The 13,710-nt window shown below is 62.7% G+C and carries 25 protein-coding genes; all 25 read right to left on the bottom strand.

Going from position 1 to position 13,710, the window contains the following annotated elements; all coding sequences use genetic code 11:
- Positions 1 to 66: 66 nt before the first annotated feature.
- Positions 67 to 435 carry a 30S ribosomal protein S13 gene (rpsM, locus tag ILT42_RS18840; RefSeq protein WP_204217372.1) on the bottom strand — a complete coding sequence of 123 codons (369 nt, stop codon included), beginning with the start codon at positions 433 to 435 and terminating at the stop codon, positions 67 to 69.
- A 202-nt stretch (positions 436 to 637) separates the two neighbouring features.
- Positions 638 to 1,216 (bottom strand): adenylate kinase, encoded by a 579-nt coding sequence (locus ILT42_RS18835; RefSeq protein ID WP_204217362.1) that lies wholly within the window; start codon positions 1,214 to 1,216, stop codon positions 638 to 640.
- Positions 1,217 to 1,310: 94 nt separating this feature from the next.
- Positions 1,311 to 2,651 (bottom strand): preprotein translocase subunit SecY, encoded by a 1,341-nt coding sequence (gene secY / locus ILT42_RS18830; protein WP_204217361.1) that lies wholly within the window; start codon positions 2,649 to 2,651, stop codon positions 1,311 to 1,313.
- Between the two features lie 200 nt (positions 2,652 to 2,851).
- On the bottom strand, positions 2,852 to 3,325 hold the full coding sequence (gene rplO / locus ILT42_RS18825; RefSeq protein ID WP_204217359.1) for a 50S ribosomal protein L15: 474 nt from the start codon (positions 3,323 to 3,325) through the stop codon (positions 2,852 to 2,854).
- Positions 3,326 to 3,335: 10 nt separating this feature from the next.
- The gene (gene rpmD / locus ILT42_RS18820) at positions 3,336 to 3,545 is read right to left on the bottom strand and encodes a 50S ribosomal protein L30 (RefSeq protein ID WP_204217357.1); all 210 of its coding nucleotides are present in this window, start codon (positions 3,543 to 3,545) and stop codon (positions 3,336 to 3,338) included.
- A 14-nt stretch (positions 3,546 to 3,559) separates the two neighbouring features.
- Complete coding sequence (gene rpsE, locus ILT42_RS18815) at positions 3,560 to 4,129, bottom strand: 30S ribosomal protein S5 (protein WP_204217355.1); 570 nt, start codon at positions 4,127 to 4,129, stop codon at positions 3,560 to 3,562.
- A gap of 60 nt (positions 4,130 to 4,189) precedes the next feature.
- On the bottom strand, positions 4,190 to 4,552 hold the full coding sequence (gene rplR, locus ILT42_RS18810) for a 50S ribosomal protein L18 (protein ID WP_204217353.1): 363 nt from the start codon (positions 4,550 to 4,552) through the stop codon (positions 4,190 to 4,192).
- Positions 4,553 to 4,564: 12 nt separating this feature from the next.
- On the bottom strand, positions 4,565 to 5,098 hold the full coding sequence (rplF, locus tag ILT42_RS18805; protein ID WP_204217352.1) for a 50S ribosomal protein L6: 534 nt from the start codon (positions 5,096 to 5,098) through the stop codon (positions 4,565 to 4,567).
- Positions 5,099 to 5,134: 36 nt separating this feature from the next.
- A complete protein-coding gene (gene rpsH, locus ILT42_RS18800; protein WP_204217350.1) occupies positions 5,135 to 5,530 on the bottom strand; it encodes a 30S ribosomal protein S8 in 396 nt (131 codons plus the stop codon).
- 13 nt (positions 5,531 to 5,543) lie between these two features.
- Complete coding sequence (gene rpsN / locus ILT42_RS18795) at positions 5,544 to 5,849, bottom strand: 30S ribosomal protein S14 (protein WP_204217348.1); 306 nt, start codon at positions 5,847 to 5,849, stop codon at positions 5,544 to 5,546.
- A 39-nt stretch (positions 5,850 to 5,888) separates the two neighbouring features.
- Positions 5,889 to 6,455: a 50S ribosomal protein L5 gene (rplE, locus tag ILT42_RS18790; RefSeq protein WP_204217341.1), complete on the bottom strand. Its 567-nt coding sequence runs from the start codon at positions 6,453 to 6,455 to the stop codon at positions 5,889 to 5,891.
- Positions 6,448 to 6,765, bottom strand: a complete 318-nt coding sequence (gene rplX / locus ILT42_RS18785) for a 50S ribosomal protein L24 (RefSeq protein WP_204217339.1) — start codon at positions 6,763 to 6,765, stop codon at positions 6,448 to 6,450. Before rplX ends, rplE begins: the two co-directional genes overlap by 8 nt.
- Positions 6,765 to 7,133 (bottom strand): 50S ribosomal protein L14, encoded by a 369-nt coding sequence (gene rplN, locus ILT42_RS18780; protein ID WP_099511397.1) that lies wholly within the window; start codon positions 7,131 to 7,133, stop codon positions 6,765 to 6,767. Before rplN ends, rplX begins: the two co-directional genes overlap by 1 nt.
- Positions 7,134 to 7,298: 165 nt before the next feature.
- The gene (gene rpsQ, locus ILT42_RS18775; protein WP_204217337.1) at positions 7,299 to 7,538 is read right to left on the bottom strand and encodes a 30S ribosomal protein S17; all 240 of its coding nucleotides are present in this window, start codon (positions 7,536 to 7,538) and stop codon (positions 7,299 to 7,301) included.
- Positions 7,539 to 7,549: 11 nt separating this feature from the next.
- Positions 7,550 to 7,762, bottom strand: a complete 213-nt coding sequence (rpmC, locus tag ILT42_RS18770; protein WP_204217330.1) for a 50S ribosomal protein L29 — start codon at positions 7,760 to 7,762, stop codon at positions 7,550 to 7,552.
- A gap of 10 nt (positions 7,763 to 7,772) precedes the next feature.
- Positions 7,773 to 8,186 (bottom strand): 50S ribosomal protein L16, encoded by a 414-nt coding sequence (gene rplP / locus ILT42_RS18765; RefSeq protein ID WP_112663949.1) that lies wholly within the window; start codon positions 8,184 to 8,186, stop codon positions 7,773 to 7,775.
- Between the two features lie 24 nt (positions 8,187 to 8,210).
- Positions 8,211 to 8,915, bottom strand: coding sequence for a 30S ribosomal protein S3 (gene rpsC / locus ILT42_RS18760; RefSeq protein WP_204217328.1), 705 nt, complete (start codon positions 8,913 to 8,915; stop codon positions 8,211 to 8,213).
- Between the two features lie 11 nt (positions 8,916 to 8,926).
- On the bottom strand, positions 8,927 to 9,307 hold the full coding sequence (gene rplV, locus ILT42_RS18755) for a 50S ribosomal protein L22 (RefSeq protein WP_204217326.1): 381 nt from the start codon (positions 9,305 to 9,307) through the stop codon (positions 8,927 to 8,929).
- Position 9,308: 1 nt separating this feature from the next.
- Entirely contained in the window at positions 9,309 to 9,587 is a 279-nt protein-coding gene (gene rpsS, locus ILT42_RS18750; protein ID WP_204217319.1) for a 30S ribosomal protein S19, read from the bottom strand.
- Positions 9,588 to 9,602: 15 nt separating this feature from the next.
- Positions 9,603 to 10,439 carry a 50S ribosomal protein L2 gene (rplB, locus tag ILT42_RS18745; RefSeq protein ID WP_204217317.1) on the bottom strand — a complete coding sequence of 279 codons (837 nt, stop codon included), beginning with the start codon at positions 10,437 to 10,439 and terminating at the stop codon, positions 9,603 to 9,605.
- A 20-nt stretch (positions 10,440 to 10,459) separates the two neighbouring features.
- A complete protein-coding gene (locus ILT42_RS18740) occupies positions 10,460 to 10,756 on the bottom strand; it encodes a 50S ribosomal protein L23 (protein ID WP_204217315.1) in 297 nt (98 codons plus the stop codon).
- A complete protein-coding gene (gene rplD / locus ILT42_RS18735) occupies positions 10,753 to 11,373 on the bottom strand; it encodes a 50S ribosomal protein L4 (RefSeq protein ID WP_204217314.1) in 621 nt (206 codons plus the stop codon). The genes ILT42_RS18740 and rplD overlap by 4 nt, the downstream gene beginning before the upstream one ends.
- A complete protein-coding gene (gene rplC, locus ILT42_RS18730; protein WP_204217312.1) occupies positions 11,373 to 12,098 on the bottom strand; it encodes a 50S ribosomal protein L3 in 726 nt (241 codons plus the stop codon). The genes rplD and rplC overlap by 1 nt, the downstream gene beginning before the upstream one ends.
- A 44-nt stretch (positions 12,099 to 12,142) precedes the next feature.
- Entirely contained in the window at positions 12,143 to 12,451 is a 309-nt protein-coding gene (rpsJ, locus tag ILT42_RS18725; protein ID WP_009764298.1) for a 30S ribosomal protein S10, read from the bottom strand.
- A 63-nt stretch (positions 12,452 to 12,514) separates the two neighbouring features.
- Positions 12,515 to 13,705, bottom strand: coding sequence for an elongation factor Tu (tuf, locus tag ILT42_RS18720; protein WP_204217286.1), 1,191 nt, complete (start codon positions 13,703 to 13,705; stop codon positions 12,515 to 12,517).
- Positions 13,706 to 13,710: the final 5 nt, after the last annotated feature.

Here is a 13,710-nt window from a genome sequence, read left to right as displayed (position 1 = left end):
CCGGCGCCGGCGGGAGATCCCCGGGTCTTCACCCGGGTCAGGGGGCAGGCCAATGGCCGCCCAACGTTACTTCTTCTTGCCGGCGATCGGCTTGGACTTACCCTTGCGGGTGCGGGCGTTGGTGTGCGTCCGCTGGCCGCGCACCGGAAGGCTGCGGCGGTGGCGCAGACCGCGATAAGCCGCCAGGTCCATGAGGCGCTTGATGTTCATCGACACTTCGCGGCGCAGGTCACCTTCGACGAGATAGTCGCGGTCGATGGTCTCGCGGATCTGGAGCACTTCGGCGTCCGTCAGCGTGTTCACGCGACGCTCTGGCGTGATGTTGACCTTCTCCACGATCTCCTGAGCCTTCTTCGGGCCGATACCATGGATATACTGGAGCGCGATCACGACGCGCTTGTTGGTCGGAATGTTGACGCCTGCAATACGGGCCATCGTCATCTCCATGTGGTCGGGGCTTGGCCCCGGTGGGTTATCGCGCGTCCGGTGGAGGCCGGCCCTTGCGCGGGTTTGAAGTTGCTCGCCGAAACATGGCAATCATGGGCAGCCTCATAAGAAGCATCCCGAAAAGCATCTGTCTGTGGCAAGAACACAGGGCCCTAGCGCAACATTCACGTCACGTCAAGACCCTCAGGGCTCAGCCGACGATTTTTTTGAGGGCTTCGGTCACCTCGTCGATGGGCCGCATGCCATCGACCGCCCGAAGGCAGCCCCTGCCCTCGTAATAGGTCGATAGCGGCGCCGTCTGGGTCCGGTAGGCCTCGAGCCGGGTCTTGAAGACCTCGGGGTTGTCGTCCTTGCGGACAGGCTCGCCCCGTGCCTCGGTTTCCTTGGCCCGCTTAACGATGCGCTCGACGAGGGCGTCCTGGTCGACCTTGAACTCGATCACGGCGTCGAGCTTCAAGCCCTTCTGCTCCAGCATTCGGTCGAAGCCCTCGGCCTGAGCGACCGTCCGAGGGAATCCGTCCAGAATAAAGCCCTTGCGGGTATCCGGCTCCTCGATCCGCTCGGCGATGATGCCCAGCACCACGTCGTCCGACACCAGATCGCCGCGATCCATGATCGCCTTGGCCTTCAGCCCGACGGGCGTACCAGCCGCTATGGCAGCACGGAGCATGTCGCCCGTGGACAACTGGGGAACGCCCAGCCTTTCCACGAGACGCACCGCCTGCGTTCCCTTCCCGGCACCCGGTGGTCCGAGCAGGATAATTCTCATCGAGCCCCCCTGACTTCGTCGAGCGTCCCCGCCGCAGACGGGGAGAAAACTTGATGCGCCCGGCCGACTCGACCCGTCCGGGAACACCATCCGCCTAGCGCCTCCGGGTACTGCCCTTCAGCTTGGCCTTCTTCACAAGCCCCTCGTACTGGTGGGCCAGCAGATGTCCGTGCACCTGAGCCACCGTGTCCATGGTGACCGAGACGACGATCAGCAGCGAGGTGCCGCCGAAATAGAAGGGAAGCGCCGCGTAGGACACGAGCAGTTCCGGAATCAAGCAGATGATAACCAGATACGCCGCCCCGAGGACCGTGATCCGCGTTAGCACTTGGTCGATATAGTCGGCTGTCCGCTCGCCGGGACGAATGCCCGGGATGAAGCCGCCCTGCTTTTTCAGGTTGTCGGCGGTCTCCGTCGGGTTGAACACGATGGCCGTGTAGAAAAACGCGAAGAATATAATCAGCGCCGCGTAGAGGAGCATGTAGGCCGGACGGCCATGGGCCAGGTAAGCCGAGAGCGTCGAGATGATCCCAGTGCCAGTCTGGTTCGCCTGGAAGCTGGCGATCGTCGCGGGCAGCAGCAGAAGGGACGAGGCGAAGATCGGCGGGATGACGCCCGATGTATTGAGCTTGAGCGGCAGGAACGAGGTCTGCCCCTCGTACATGCGGTTGCCCACCTGGCGCTTCGGGTAGTTGATGAGCAGGCGCCGCTGGGCGCGCTCCATGAACACCACGAAATAGATGATCGCGACCGCCATGACGATCACGCCGAGGATCAGTCCCGTCGAGATCGCGCCCTGGCGGCCCAGCTCGAGGGTGCCGGCGATGGCGGTCGGCAGGTTGGCCACGATACCCGCGAAGATGATGAGGGACGTACCGTTGCCAATGCCGCGGGACGTAATCTGCTCGCCCAGCCACATGAGGAACATGGTGCCGCCCGTCAGGGTGATTACGGTGGAAACCAGGAAGAAGGGCCCTGGAGATTGGACGATGCCGCCGGAGCTCTGAAGGCCGACCGCGATGCCCCAGGACTGGAAGATCGCGAGGGCGACGGTTAGGTAACGGGTGTACTGATTGAGGATCTTGCGGCCTGCCTCCCCTTCCTTCTTGAGCGCCTCAAGAGTGGGCAGCACGGAGGTAAGAAGCTGGATGATGATCGATGCCGAGATGTACGGCATGATGTTGAGGGCGAAAATCGCCATGCGCTCCACGGCGCCGCCGGAGAACATGTTGAACAGGCCGAGCATGCCGCCGCTGGCGCTCTGGAAGCTCTGCCGCAAGGCCTCGGGGTTGATGCCCGGCAGCGGGATGTACGTGCCGAGGCGATAGACGATGAGCGCGCCGAGAGTGAACCAAATTCGCTTTTTGAGTTCGTCGGCCTTCGCGAGGGCGCCGAAATTGAGGTTTGCCGCAAGCTGTTCGGCTGCTGAAGCCATCGTCTGATCCCCGATCTGCCGGACCGGCGTCGCCCCATGGAATCGCGACCCGTGCCGGATGTCTTATATCGCCCAGTTTCCCGACGAAAGCCGTCTTTCGGCCCTGGGGAAAAGCTTTCGGCGCTGTGTCTTACACGCGAACGGCGGCCGCACGATCAACGCGGGCCGCCGCTCGGATCTTCATTCATGTGGGCGCGCGATCACGCTTCCGCAACAGCACCCAGGAGGGTCACCGAGCCGCCCGCCTTCTCGATCGCCTCGACCGCCGACTTGGAGGCGCGCGCAACCTGGAAGGACAGCTTAGCCTTGAGCTCACCGATGCCGAGGATCTTCACGCCGTCGCGGGGCTTCGACACCACGCCGGCCGCGACGAGCGACTCGATGGTGATCGGAGCGCCCTGATCCAGCTTGCCGGCTTCCACCGCCTGCTGGATACGGCCGATATTGACCTCATTGAGCACCACAGCATTCGGCTTGTTGAAGCCACGCTTGGGCAGACGGCGATGCAGGGGCATCTGGCCGCCTTCGAAGCCTTTGATGGCCACGCCGGTGCGGGATTTCTGACCCTTGACGCCACGGCCGCCGGTCTTGCCTTTGCCCGAGCCGATACCACGGCCCACGCGCATGCGGTTCTTGGTGGAACCTTCGTTGTCACGAATTTCGTTGAGTTTCATGACTGTCTCCTCACTGCCCGTCGACAACGCGCACGAGGTGCTTGACCTTCTCGATCATGCCGCGAACCGCAGGCGTGTCCTCGAGGGTCGAAGTACGGTGCAGCTTGTTGAGCTTGAGGCCAATCAGCGTCTCGCGCTGCTTGCCTTCACGACGGATCGGCGAGCCGATCTGCTCAACGGTGACGGTCTGCTGAGCCGCAGCGGCTGGCTTCGTTGCCATTGTGTCCGCCTCCCTTACGCTTCAGCGCCGGCGACTTCGCCGGCATCCGCATCGCGGCGGCGCGCCTGGAGCGTCGAGACCTTCAGGCCACGGCGAGCAGCCACCGAGCGCGGGCTGTCCTCGTTCTTGAGCGCGTCGAACGTCGCGCGAACGAGGTTGTACGGGTTGGAGGAGCCGAGGGATTTCGCCACAACGTCCTGCATGCCGACCGTCTCGAAGACAGCGCGCATCGGGCCGCCAGCGATGATGCCGGTTCCCTGCGGAGCGGCGCGGAGGATCACCTTGCCGGCGCCGTGACGGCCGTGGACGTCATGGTGAAGGGTACGGCCCTCGCGAAGCGCCACGCGGATCATGCCACGCTTGGCGGCTTCGGTTGCCTTACGAATCGCTTCCGGAACCTCACGGGCCTTGCCGTGACCGAAGCCGACGCGGCCCTTTTGATCGCCGACGACGACGAGAGCGGCGAAGCCGAAGCGGCGACCACCCTTCACGACCTTGGCAACGCGGTTGATGTGAACCAGGCGGTCCACGAATTCGCTGTCGCGCTCTTCGCGATCAGCGCGTTCTCTTGGTTCTCTAGCCATGAGACCTCTCACTTGCGCGGGCGGCGGGCCCGCTCGCTTTGGGGTATTTGAAACCCGCCGTTAGAATTCCAGACCGCCTTCGCGGGCCGCATCGGCAAGAGCCTTGACGCGACCGTGGAAGAGATAGCCCGAGCGATCGAAGATGACCTGCTTCACGCCAGCCTGCACGGAGCGCTCGGCAACGATCCGACCGACTTCCTTGGCGGCATCGACGGTTGCACCCGTCTTCAGCTTGCCTTTGAGGTCCTGATCGAGAGTCGAAGCCTGAGCAAGCGTGTGACCACGCACGTCGTCGATGACCTGAGCATAGATCTGCTTGGAGGAACGGAAGACCGACAAACGCGGACGGCCGTTCGCTGCTTTCTGAATCGCGCGGCGCACACGGGCCTTACGGCGATCAGCAACGCCTTTCTTGAGTGCCATGATGCGTCGTCCTTACTTCTTCTTGCCTTCCTTGCGGAAGATGAACTCGCCAGCGTACTTGACGCCCTTGCCCTTGTAAGGCTCGGGGCCGCGATAGTCGCGGATCTCCGCAGCCGTCTGACCGACGACCTGCTTGTCGATGCCCGTGACGACGACTTCGGTCGGACGCGGCGTCGTGATCGTGACACCGGTCGGGATCTCGTAGTCGATATCGTGGCTGTAGCCGAGCGAGAGCTTCAGCACCTTGCCAGCCACAGCGGCCTTATAGCCGACGCCGTTGATCTCGAGACGCTTCTCGAAGCCCTTGGTGACGCCCTCGACCAAGTTCGCGACCTGAGCGCGGGACAGACCCCACTTGGCGCGAGCCGTCTTCGACTGGTCGCGCGGCTGCACCGCGACGGCACCATTCTCGAAGACCACCGAGACCTCATCCGGCACGACGAACGACAGCTCGCCCTTCGCACCCTTCATCTTCACATTCTGGCCGTCCACCGAAGCCGTCACACCTGACGGAACCGGGACGGGCTTTTTGCCTACGCGAGACATGTTCGAAACTCCGTGGTTCTGTGCTGTTGCCCGGCCTTAGAAGACCTTGCAGAGCACTTCGCCGCCCACGTTCTTCTCCCGAGCCTCGTGGTCGGACATGACGCCCTGCGGGGTCGAGAGAATGGTGATGCCGAGACCGTCAGCCACGCGGGGCATGGTGTCGACGGACGAGTACACCCGGCGGCCGGGCTTCGAGACACGCTGGATGGAGCGGATCACGGGCTGGCCGTCATAGTACTTGAGCTCGATCGAGAACTCGGTCCGGCCGTTGCCGAACTCGGTCTGCGAATAGTCGCGGATGTAGCCCTCGCTTTTCAGAACTTCGAGGACACGGGCGCGAAGCTTCGAGCCGGGGGTCGAGACGGTACCGCGACGGCGCATCTGCGCGTTGCGAATACGGGTGAGCATATCGCCCAACGGGTCATTGACCATGAATATCCCTCCCTTACCAGCTGGACTTCACAAGGCCGGGGATCATGCCCTTGTTGCCGAGCTCGCGCAGGGCAATCCGAGACATTCCAAGCTTGCGGTAATAAGCGCGCGGACGGCCCGACACTTCGCACCGATTCCGGATGCGCGTCTTGCTCGAATTGCGCGGCAGTTCAGCCAGCTTGAGGCGCGCCTCGAAGCGCTCCTCCATGGACTTCGACTCGTCGTTGGCGGCAGCCAGAAGCCGCTCGCGCTTGCCGGCGAACTTCTTCACCAGCTCACGACGATGCTTGTTCTTCTCAATAGAGCTTTTCTTAGCCATTCGATAATCTCCAGTGTCCGCGTTTGAGGACGGTTGTCCTCACTGCCGGAACGGGAAGTTGAAGTGACGCAGGAGCGCGCGAGCTTCATCATCCGTCTTTGCAGACGTGGCGATGATGACGTCCATGCCCCACACCTGCTCGACCTTGTCGTAGTTGATCTCAGGGAACACGAGGTGCTCCTTGATCCCGAGGGCGTAGTTGCCACGGCCGTCGAAAGACTTCGGGTTCAGGCCACGGAAGTCGCGGACGCGCGGGAGCGCGATCGTGACGAGGCGGTCCATGAACTCGTACATACGGGTCTTGCGAAGCGTGACTTTGGCGCCGATCGGCATGTTCTCGCGAACCTTGAACTGCGAGATCGCCTTGCGGGCCTTCGTGATCACCGGCTTCTGGCCGGCGATGAGCGCGAGATCGGCGGCCGCAACGGAGGCCTTCTTCGAATCCGCGGTTGACTCGCCAACGCCCATGTTGAGCACGATCTTGGTGATCGTCGGCACTTCCATGGGGTTCTTATAGCCGAACTCTTCGATGAGCTTCGGACGCACGACTTCCTCGTAGTGCTGCCGCAGCCGGGGGGTATAGGCGTCTGCCTGAGCCTTAGCCATCGATCAGGTCTCCCGAACGCTTGGCGAAACGGACCTTGCGACCGTCTTCGAGAACTTTGAAACCAACCCGGGTCGGCTTGCCGTCCTTCGGGTCCGCGTAAGCCAGGTTCGACAGGTGGAGCGACGCCTCTTTCGAGATGATGCCACCTTCCTGCGAAGCCGTCTGGCGCTGGTGGCGCTTCACGAGGTTGACGCCGCGAACGAGCGCGCGCTCATCCTTCGGCATGACCTGGAGCACCTCACCGGTCTTGCCCTTGTCGCGACCGGTCAGAACGACGACCTTGTCGCCCTTCTTGATCTTAGCGGCCATTAGAGCACCTCCGGCGCAAGCGAAATGATCTTCATGTGGTTCTTGGCGCGCAGTTCGCGGGGAACGGGGCCGAAGATACGGGTGCCCACCGGCTCCTTCTGATTGTTGATCAGAACGGCGGCGTTCCGGTCGAACCGGATAACGGACCCGTCGACGCGACGGATGTCCTTTGCGGTGCGAACGACGACCGCCTTCATGACGTCGCCCTTCTTTACGCGCCCGCGCGGGATCGCTTCTTTCACGGAGACGACGATGATATCGCCGACGGAAGCGTATTTACGCTTCGAACCGCCGAGAACCTTGATGCACATCACTCGGCGCGCACCGGAATTGTCGGCGACGTCTAGATTCGTCTGCATCTGGATCATGGCTTTGATCCTTTCCTTTGTTTCAGACAGGTTTCCGGGCCAAGGCACGATTGCCTTCCCGGACTACGCCTGACGGGGATCTGATGTCCCCAGCCCTCATAATGTCGAGAAAGGCGGCCGTATACACGAGCCGCCTCGCAAAGACAACCCCCAATCTGTCAGCCCTCAGGCCTTGGACTGGTCCACGAGCACCCAGGTCTTGAGCTTGGAAAGCGGCTTGGACTCCTCGATGAAGACCGTGTCGCCAACCTTGGCATTATTGTTCTCGTCGTGGGCATGGTAGTTCTTCGTCTTACGCACGGTCTTTTTCATGACCGGGTGCGTGAAACGGCGTTCAACCTTCACGACGACCGTCTTGTCCTGCTTGTCGCTGACAACGACGCCCTGCAAAACGCGCTTCGGCATCTGGTTCCCCTTTAAGCCTTCGCCGCAGACGACTTCTGGCGCTGCAGCGTCTTGACGCGGGCGATGTCCTTGCGGACCTCCTTCACGCGTCCGGTATTCTCAAGCTGGCCGGTGGCGCGCTGGAAGCGAAGGTTGAACTGCTCCTTCTTGAGGTTGAGCAGCTCGTCCGACAGCTGGTCCGTCGACATGGCCTTGAGGTCGGAAGATCTCTGAGTTGACTTCATGATACCCTCCTTACTCCGCGATGCGCTGGATGAAGCGCGTCTTGATCGGGAGCTTGGCCGCGCCGAGACGGAGCGCCTCACGGGCGATATCCTCCGGCACGCCGTCGATCTCGAACATGATACGGCCAGGCTTGACTCGGGCGGCCCAGAATTCGGGAGCGCCCTTGCCCTTACCCATACGCACTTCGGTCGGCTTCGAGCTGACCGGCACATCCGGGAAAATGCGGATCCAGACCCGGCCCGCGCGCTTCATGGCACGGGTGATCGCGCGGCGAGCCGCCTCGATCTGTCGGGCGTTGACACGCTCCGGTTCCATCGCCTTCAGGCCGAACTGGCCGAAGTTGAGGTCCGTACCACCCTTCGCGGTGCCGGAAATGCGGCCCTTGAACTGCTTACGGAACTTGGTTTTCTTCGGTTGCAACATGGCAAACCTCTCCTGACCCCTCGGTTACGCCGCTTGCTCGCGGCGGCCACCTGAGCGGCCTCCTTCGTCGTTCATCCGCTTGTCCTGCGCCATCGGATCGTGCTCGAGGATTTCACCCTTGAAGATCCAGACCTTGATGCCGCAAGTGCCATAGGTCGTGAAGGCAGTGGACGTTCCGTAATCGACATCCGCGCGCAGCGTGTGCAGCGGGACACGACCCTCGCGGTACCATTCCAGACGGGCGATCTCAGCACCGCCGAGACGACCGGAGCAGTTGATCCGGATCCCCTCGGCGCCCAGACGCATCGCCGACTGAACGGCACGCTTCATGGCACGACGGAAGGCGACACGGCGCTCGAGCTGCTGGGCGATCGAATCGGCGACCAGGGTCGCGTCGATCTCCGGCTTGCGCACTTCGACGATGTTGATCGCCACGTCGGCATCCGTCATCTTGTTGACGAGCTTGCGCAGCTTCTCGATATCGGCGCCCTTCTTGCCGATCACCACGCCGGGACGACCCGAGTGAATGGTGACGCGGCACTTCTTGTGCGGACGCTCGATCACGATCTTCGAAACGGCGGCCTGCTTGAGCTGCTTCAGGAGGGCATCGCGGATCGCCATGTCCTCATGCATCAGCTTGGCATACTCGCCTTTGCCGGCGAACCAGCGCGAGTCCCAGGTCCGGTTGATGCCGAGCCGAAGACCGATCGGGTTAACTTTCTGACCCATCTGGTTCTCCTTTACGCCTGTTCGGCGACTTCCCGAACCACGATCGTGAGGTTCGAGAACGGCTTCATGATACGAGCACCCCGGCCGCGGGCGCGGGCATGGAAGCGCTTCATGACGAGCGCCTTGCCCACATAGGCCTGGCTGACCACGAGATCGTCCACATCGAGGTTGTGGTTGTTCTCGGCGTTCGCGATGGCGCTCTGCAGGCACTTGCGAACCTCATGAGCGATCCGCTTGCGCGAAAACTCGAGGTCGGCAAGAGCCGTCGAGACCTTCTTGCCGCGGATGAGGGCCGCGACGAGGTTGAGTTTCTGAGGGCTGACGCGCAGCATGCGGGCGACGGCTTGCGCCTCTTGATCGCTCAGCGCGCGAGGAGTCTTGGCCTGACCCATCTTACTTCCTCTTCGCCTTCTTGTCCGCGGCATGACCGTGGAAGGTGCGGGTCGGCGAGAACTCGCCGAACTTGTGTCCCACCATTTCCTCGCTCACGTAGACCGGGATGTGCTTCTGACCGTTGTAGACCCCAAACGTGAGGCCCACGAACTGCGGGAGGATCGTGGAGCGACGGCTCCAGATCTTGATGACCTCGGCCCGGCCCGCACCACGGGCAGCCTCGGCCTTCTTGAGGAGGTAGCCGTCGACGAACGGACCCTTCCAAAGCGAACGTGCCATGACGTGCCTCTTACCTTACTTCTTCCGAGCGTGACGGCTCGACAGGATGAACTTGTCGGTCCGCTTGTTCGAACGGGTTTTCTTACCCTTGGTCGGGATGCCCCAGGGGGTCACCGGATGGCGGCCACCGGAGGTACGGCCCTCACCACCACCGTGCGGGTGGTCGATGGGGTTCATGGCGACACCGCGGTTATGCGGGCGCTTGCCGAGCCAACGGTTACGACCGGCCTTACCGACCGAGGTGTTCATGTGGTCCGGGTTGGACACGGCGCCGATGCTGGCGAAGCACTGGCCATGGACCAGACGCTGCTCGCCGGAATTCAGGCGAACCGTGACGTAACCCTGATCGCGACCCACGATCTGGGCGTAGGTACCGGCGGAGCGGGCGATAGCGCCGCCGCGGCCGATCTTCAGCTCCACATTGTGGATAATGGTGCCCACCGGCATGTTGCCGATCGGCATCGCGTTGCCGGGCTTGATGTCGACCTGCTCGCCCGCCGACACCTGGTCGCCGACAGCCAAGCGCTGCGGGGCCAGGATGTAGGACAGCTCGCCATCCTCATAGCGGATGAGCGCGATGAAGGCGGTGCGGTTCGGATCGTACTCGATCCGGTCCACGGTCGCCACGTCGCCCATGCGCGAACGGCGCTTGAAATCGACATTGCGCAGGGTGCGCTTATGTCCGCCGCCACGGAAACGAACGGTCACGCGACCCGTGTTGTTACGGCCGCCGGAGGAGCTCTTGCCCTCCGTCAGCGCCTTGACCGGCTTGCCCTTGTAGAGCTCGCTGCGGTCCACGATCACCAGCTGGCGGAGGCCGGGGGTGACCGGTTTGAAAGTCTTCAAAGCCATCGGATCACTCTCTCAACCGATCAGAGGCCCGTCGTGACGTCGATGGTTTGGCCCTCTTCGAGGGTCACAACCGCCTTCTTCACGTCCGACCGCTGGCCGCGGATGCCGCGGAACAACTTCACCTTGCCTTTGGTGACGAGCGTGTTGACGCTCTTCACCTTGACATCGAACAGCTTCTCAACCGCTTCTTTGATCTGCGGCTTCGTCGCATCGGACTTCACCTTGAAGACGACCTTGTTCTGATCGGACAGGGCCGTGGCTTTCTCGGTGATGACCGGGCTCACGATCACATCGTAATGGCGCGGGTCCAGGCTCATTTGAAGCGCGCCTCCAGCGCATCGACAGCAGCCTTCGTGAGAACGAGCTTCTCGCGACGGAGGATGTCATAGACGTTGATCCCCTGCACGGGCAGGACATCGATGTTCGGGATGTTGCGAGCAGCCCGCTGGAAGTTCGCCTCGATCTCAGCGCCACCGATGATCAGGGCGTTGGCGAGGCCGAGCTTGCCGAAGCGCTCGACGAGAGCCTTCGTCTTCGGATCCGAGAGCTTCACGTCATCGACGACGATGAGCGAGGAGTCCTTGGCCTTTGACGAGAGCGCATGCCGCAGGGCAAGAGCACGGACCTTCTTGGGAAGGTCGTGTGCGTGGCTGCGAACCTGCGGTCCGAAGGCGCGACCGCCCCCACGGAACTGAGGAGCGCTGGCTGCGCCGTGACGAGCGCTACCGGTGCCCTTCTGCTTGTAAACCTTCTTCGTCGTCCGGTCGATATCCGAGCGGTTCTTCACCGCGTGGGTACCGGCCTGGCGCTTGGCGAGCTGCCAGCGCACGCAACGGGCCAGAAGATCGGCGCGGGGCTCGAGACCGAAGATAGCCTCGTTGAGCTCTACGGAACCCGAGTTGGTGCCCTCAAGCGTGGTGATATCGAGTTTCATCACGCGTTCTCCTCAACAGCCTGCTCAGCCGGAGCCGCAGCGGTATCGTTGGCCGCACGGAACTTGCCGGGCATCGGCACGTCGGTCGGCAGCTTCCGCTTGACGGCGTCACGGATGTAGATCCAGCCGCCGGCAACGCCCGGAACGGCGCCTTCGACGAGGATCAGTCCGCGCTCGACGTCGGTCGACACGACACGCAGGTTCTGCGTCGTCACGCGCTCGGCGCCGAGATGACCCGGCATCTTCTTGTTCTTGAAGGTCTTGCCCGGATCCTGACGGCCGCCGGTCGAACCGATCGAACGGTGCGAAACCGAGACGCCGTGAGTCGCCCGAAGTCCGCCGAAGTTCCAGCGCTTCATGCCGCCTGCGAAGCCCTTACCCGTCGTGGTGCCCGTCACATCGACGAACTGCCCGGCGACGAAGTGATCAGCTGTGATCTCGGCACCGACCGGGATCACGGCATCTTCGCTGACGCGGAATTCCGCGACCTTGCGCTTCGGCTCGACCTTGGCGACGGAAAACTGTCCGCGCTCGGCCTTCGAAACGTTCTTGACCTTGGCCTTACCGACGCCGACCTGCAGGGCGGTATAGCCATTCTTATCTTTGGTTCGATGGGCGACCACTTGGCACTGGTCGACCTTGAGAACCGTGACGGGGACGTGTTCACCGGCATCGGTAAAGATGCGGGTCATCCCGAGTTTTTGTGCAATGACGCCTGAGCGCATCTGCGTATCCTCTCGGCGCTACCGAAAGCTCCAAGCCCGAGGGCTCAGAGCTTGATCTCCACATCCACGCCCGCGGCGAGGTCGAGCTTCATCAGCGCGTCCACCGTCTGGGGAGTGGGGTCCACGATATCGAGAACGCGCTTGTGAGTGCGCATCTCGAATTGCTCGCGCGACTTCTTGTCGATGTGCGGCGAGCGAAGAACCGTAAAGCGTTCGATGCGCGTCGGCAGCGGGATGGGCCCGCGAACCTGGGCTCCGGTCCGCTTCGCGGTCGACACGATTTCCCGTGTCGAAGCGTCGAGGATCCGGTGATCAAACGCCTTAAGGCGAATGCGAATGTTCTGACCGTTCATGGTTTTACCGTTTAGCGAGCGGCGGCCGAGCCCGGGGGTCGGCCTGCCGCAAGTCCTCTATGATCAATCCACGACGGCGGCGACGACGCCGGCGCCGACGGTACGGCCGCCTTCCCGGATGGCAAAGCGCAGCTTCTCTTCCATCGCGATCGGCGCAATCAGCGTCACGTCCATCGAGATGTTGTCGCCCGGCATCACCATCTCGGTGCCCTCAGGCAACGTCACAACACCCGTCACGTCCGTCGTCCGGAAGTAGAACTGAGGACGGTAGTTCGTGAAGAACGGCGTATGACGCCCGCCCTCTTCCTTCGTCAGGATGTACGCCTCGGCCTTGAACTTCGTGTGCGGCTTGATCGAGCCCGGCTTGCACAGAACCTGTCCGCGCTCCACGTCCTCGCGCTTCGTGCCACGCAGCAGAACGCCCACGTTGTCGCCCGCCTGGCCCTGGTCGAGCAGCTTGCGGAACATCTCAACGCCCGTCACCGTGGTCTTCACCGTCGGCTTCAGGCCCACGATCTCCACTTCCTCGCCAACCTTGACAATGCCGCGCTCAACACGACCCGTCACCACCGTGCCACGGCCCGAGATCGAGAACACGTCCTCGATCGGCATCAGGAACGGCTGGTCCACCGGACGCTCCGGCTGCGGGATGTAGGCGTCCACCTCGTCCATCAGCTTGAGAACCGCATCGCGGCCGATCTCAGGCGAACGGTCCTCCAGAGCGCAAAGAGCCGAGCCCTTCACGATCGGGATGTCGTCGCCCGGGAAGTCGTACTTCGACAGCAGTTCGCGGACTTCCAGCTCCACCAGGTCGAGAAGCTCGGCGTCGTCGACCATGTCGACCTTGTTCATGAACACCACCAGAGCCGGAACACCGACCTGGCGCGCCAGAAGGATGTGCTCGCGGGTCTGCGGCATCGGGCCGTCGGCCGAGGACACCACCAGGATCGCGCCGTCCATCTGCGCCGCGCCCGTGATCATGTTCTTCACATAATCCGCGTGCCCGGGGCAGTCGACGTGGGCGTAGTGGCGGTTGGGCGTCTCGTACTCCACGTGAGCCGTCGAGATCGTGATGCCGCGCGCCTTCTCTTCCGGCGCCTTGTCGATCTGGTCGTACGCCGTAAACTGCGCCCCGCCCTTCTCCGCCAGAACCTTCGTGATCGCTGCCGTCAGCGACGTCTTGCCGTGGTCAACGTGACCAATCGTGCCAATGTTGCAGTGCGGCTTGTTCCGCTCAAACTTTTCCTTCGCCATCGTGG

This window comes from Microvirga pudoricolor (assembly GCF_016892705.1).
Lineage (GTDB): Bacteria > Pseudomonadota > Alphaproteobacteria > Rhizobiales > Beijerinckiaceae > Microvirga > Microvirga pudoricolor.
Note: the sequence above shows the minus strand (reverse complement) of the source record. Positions and strands in the feature narration are given on the sequence as shown.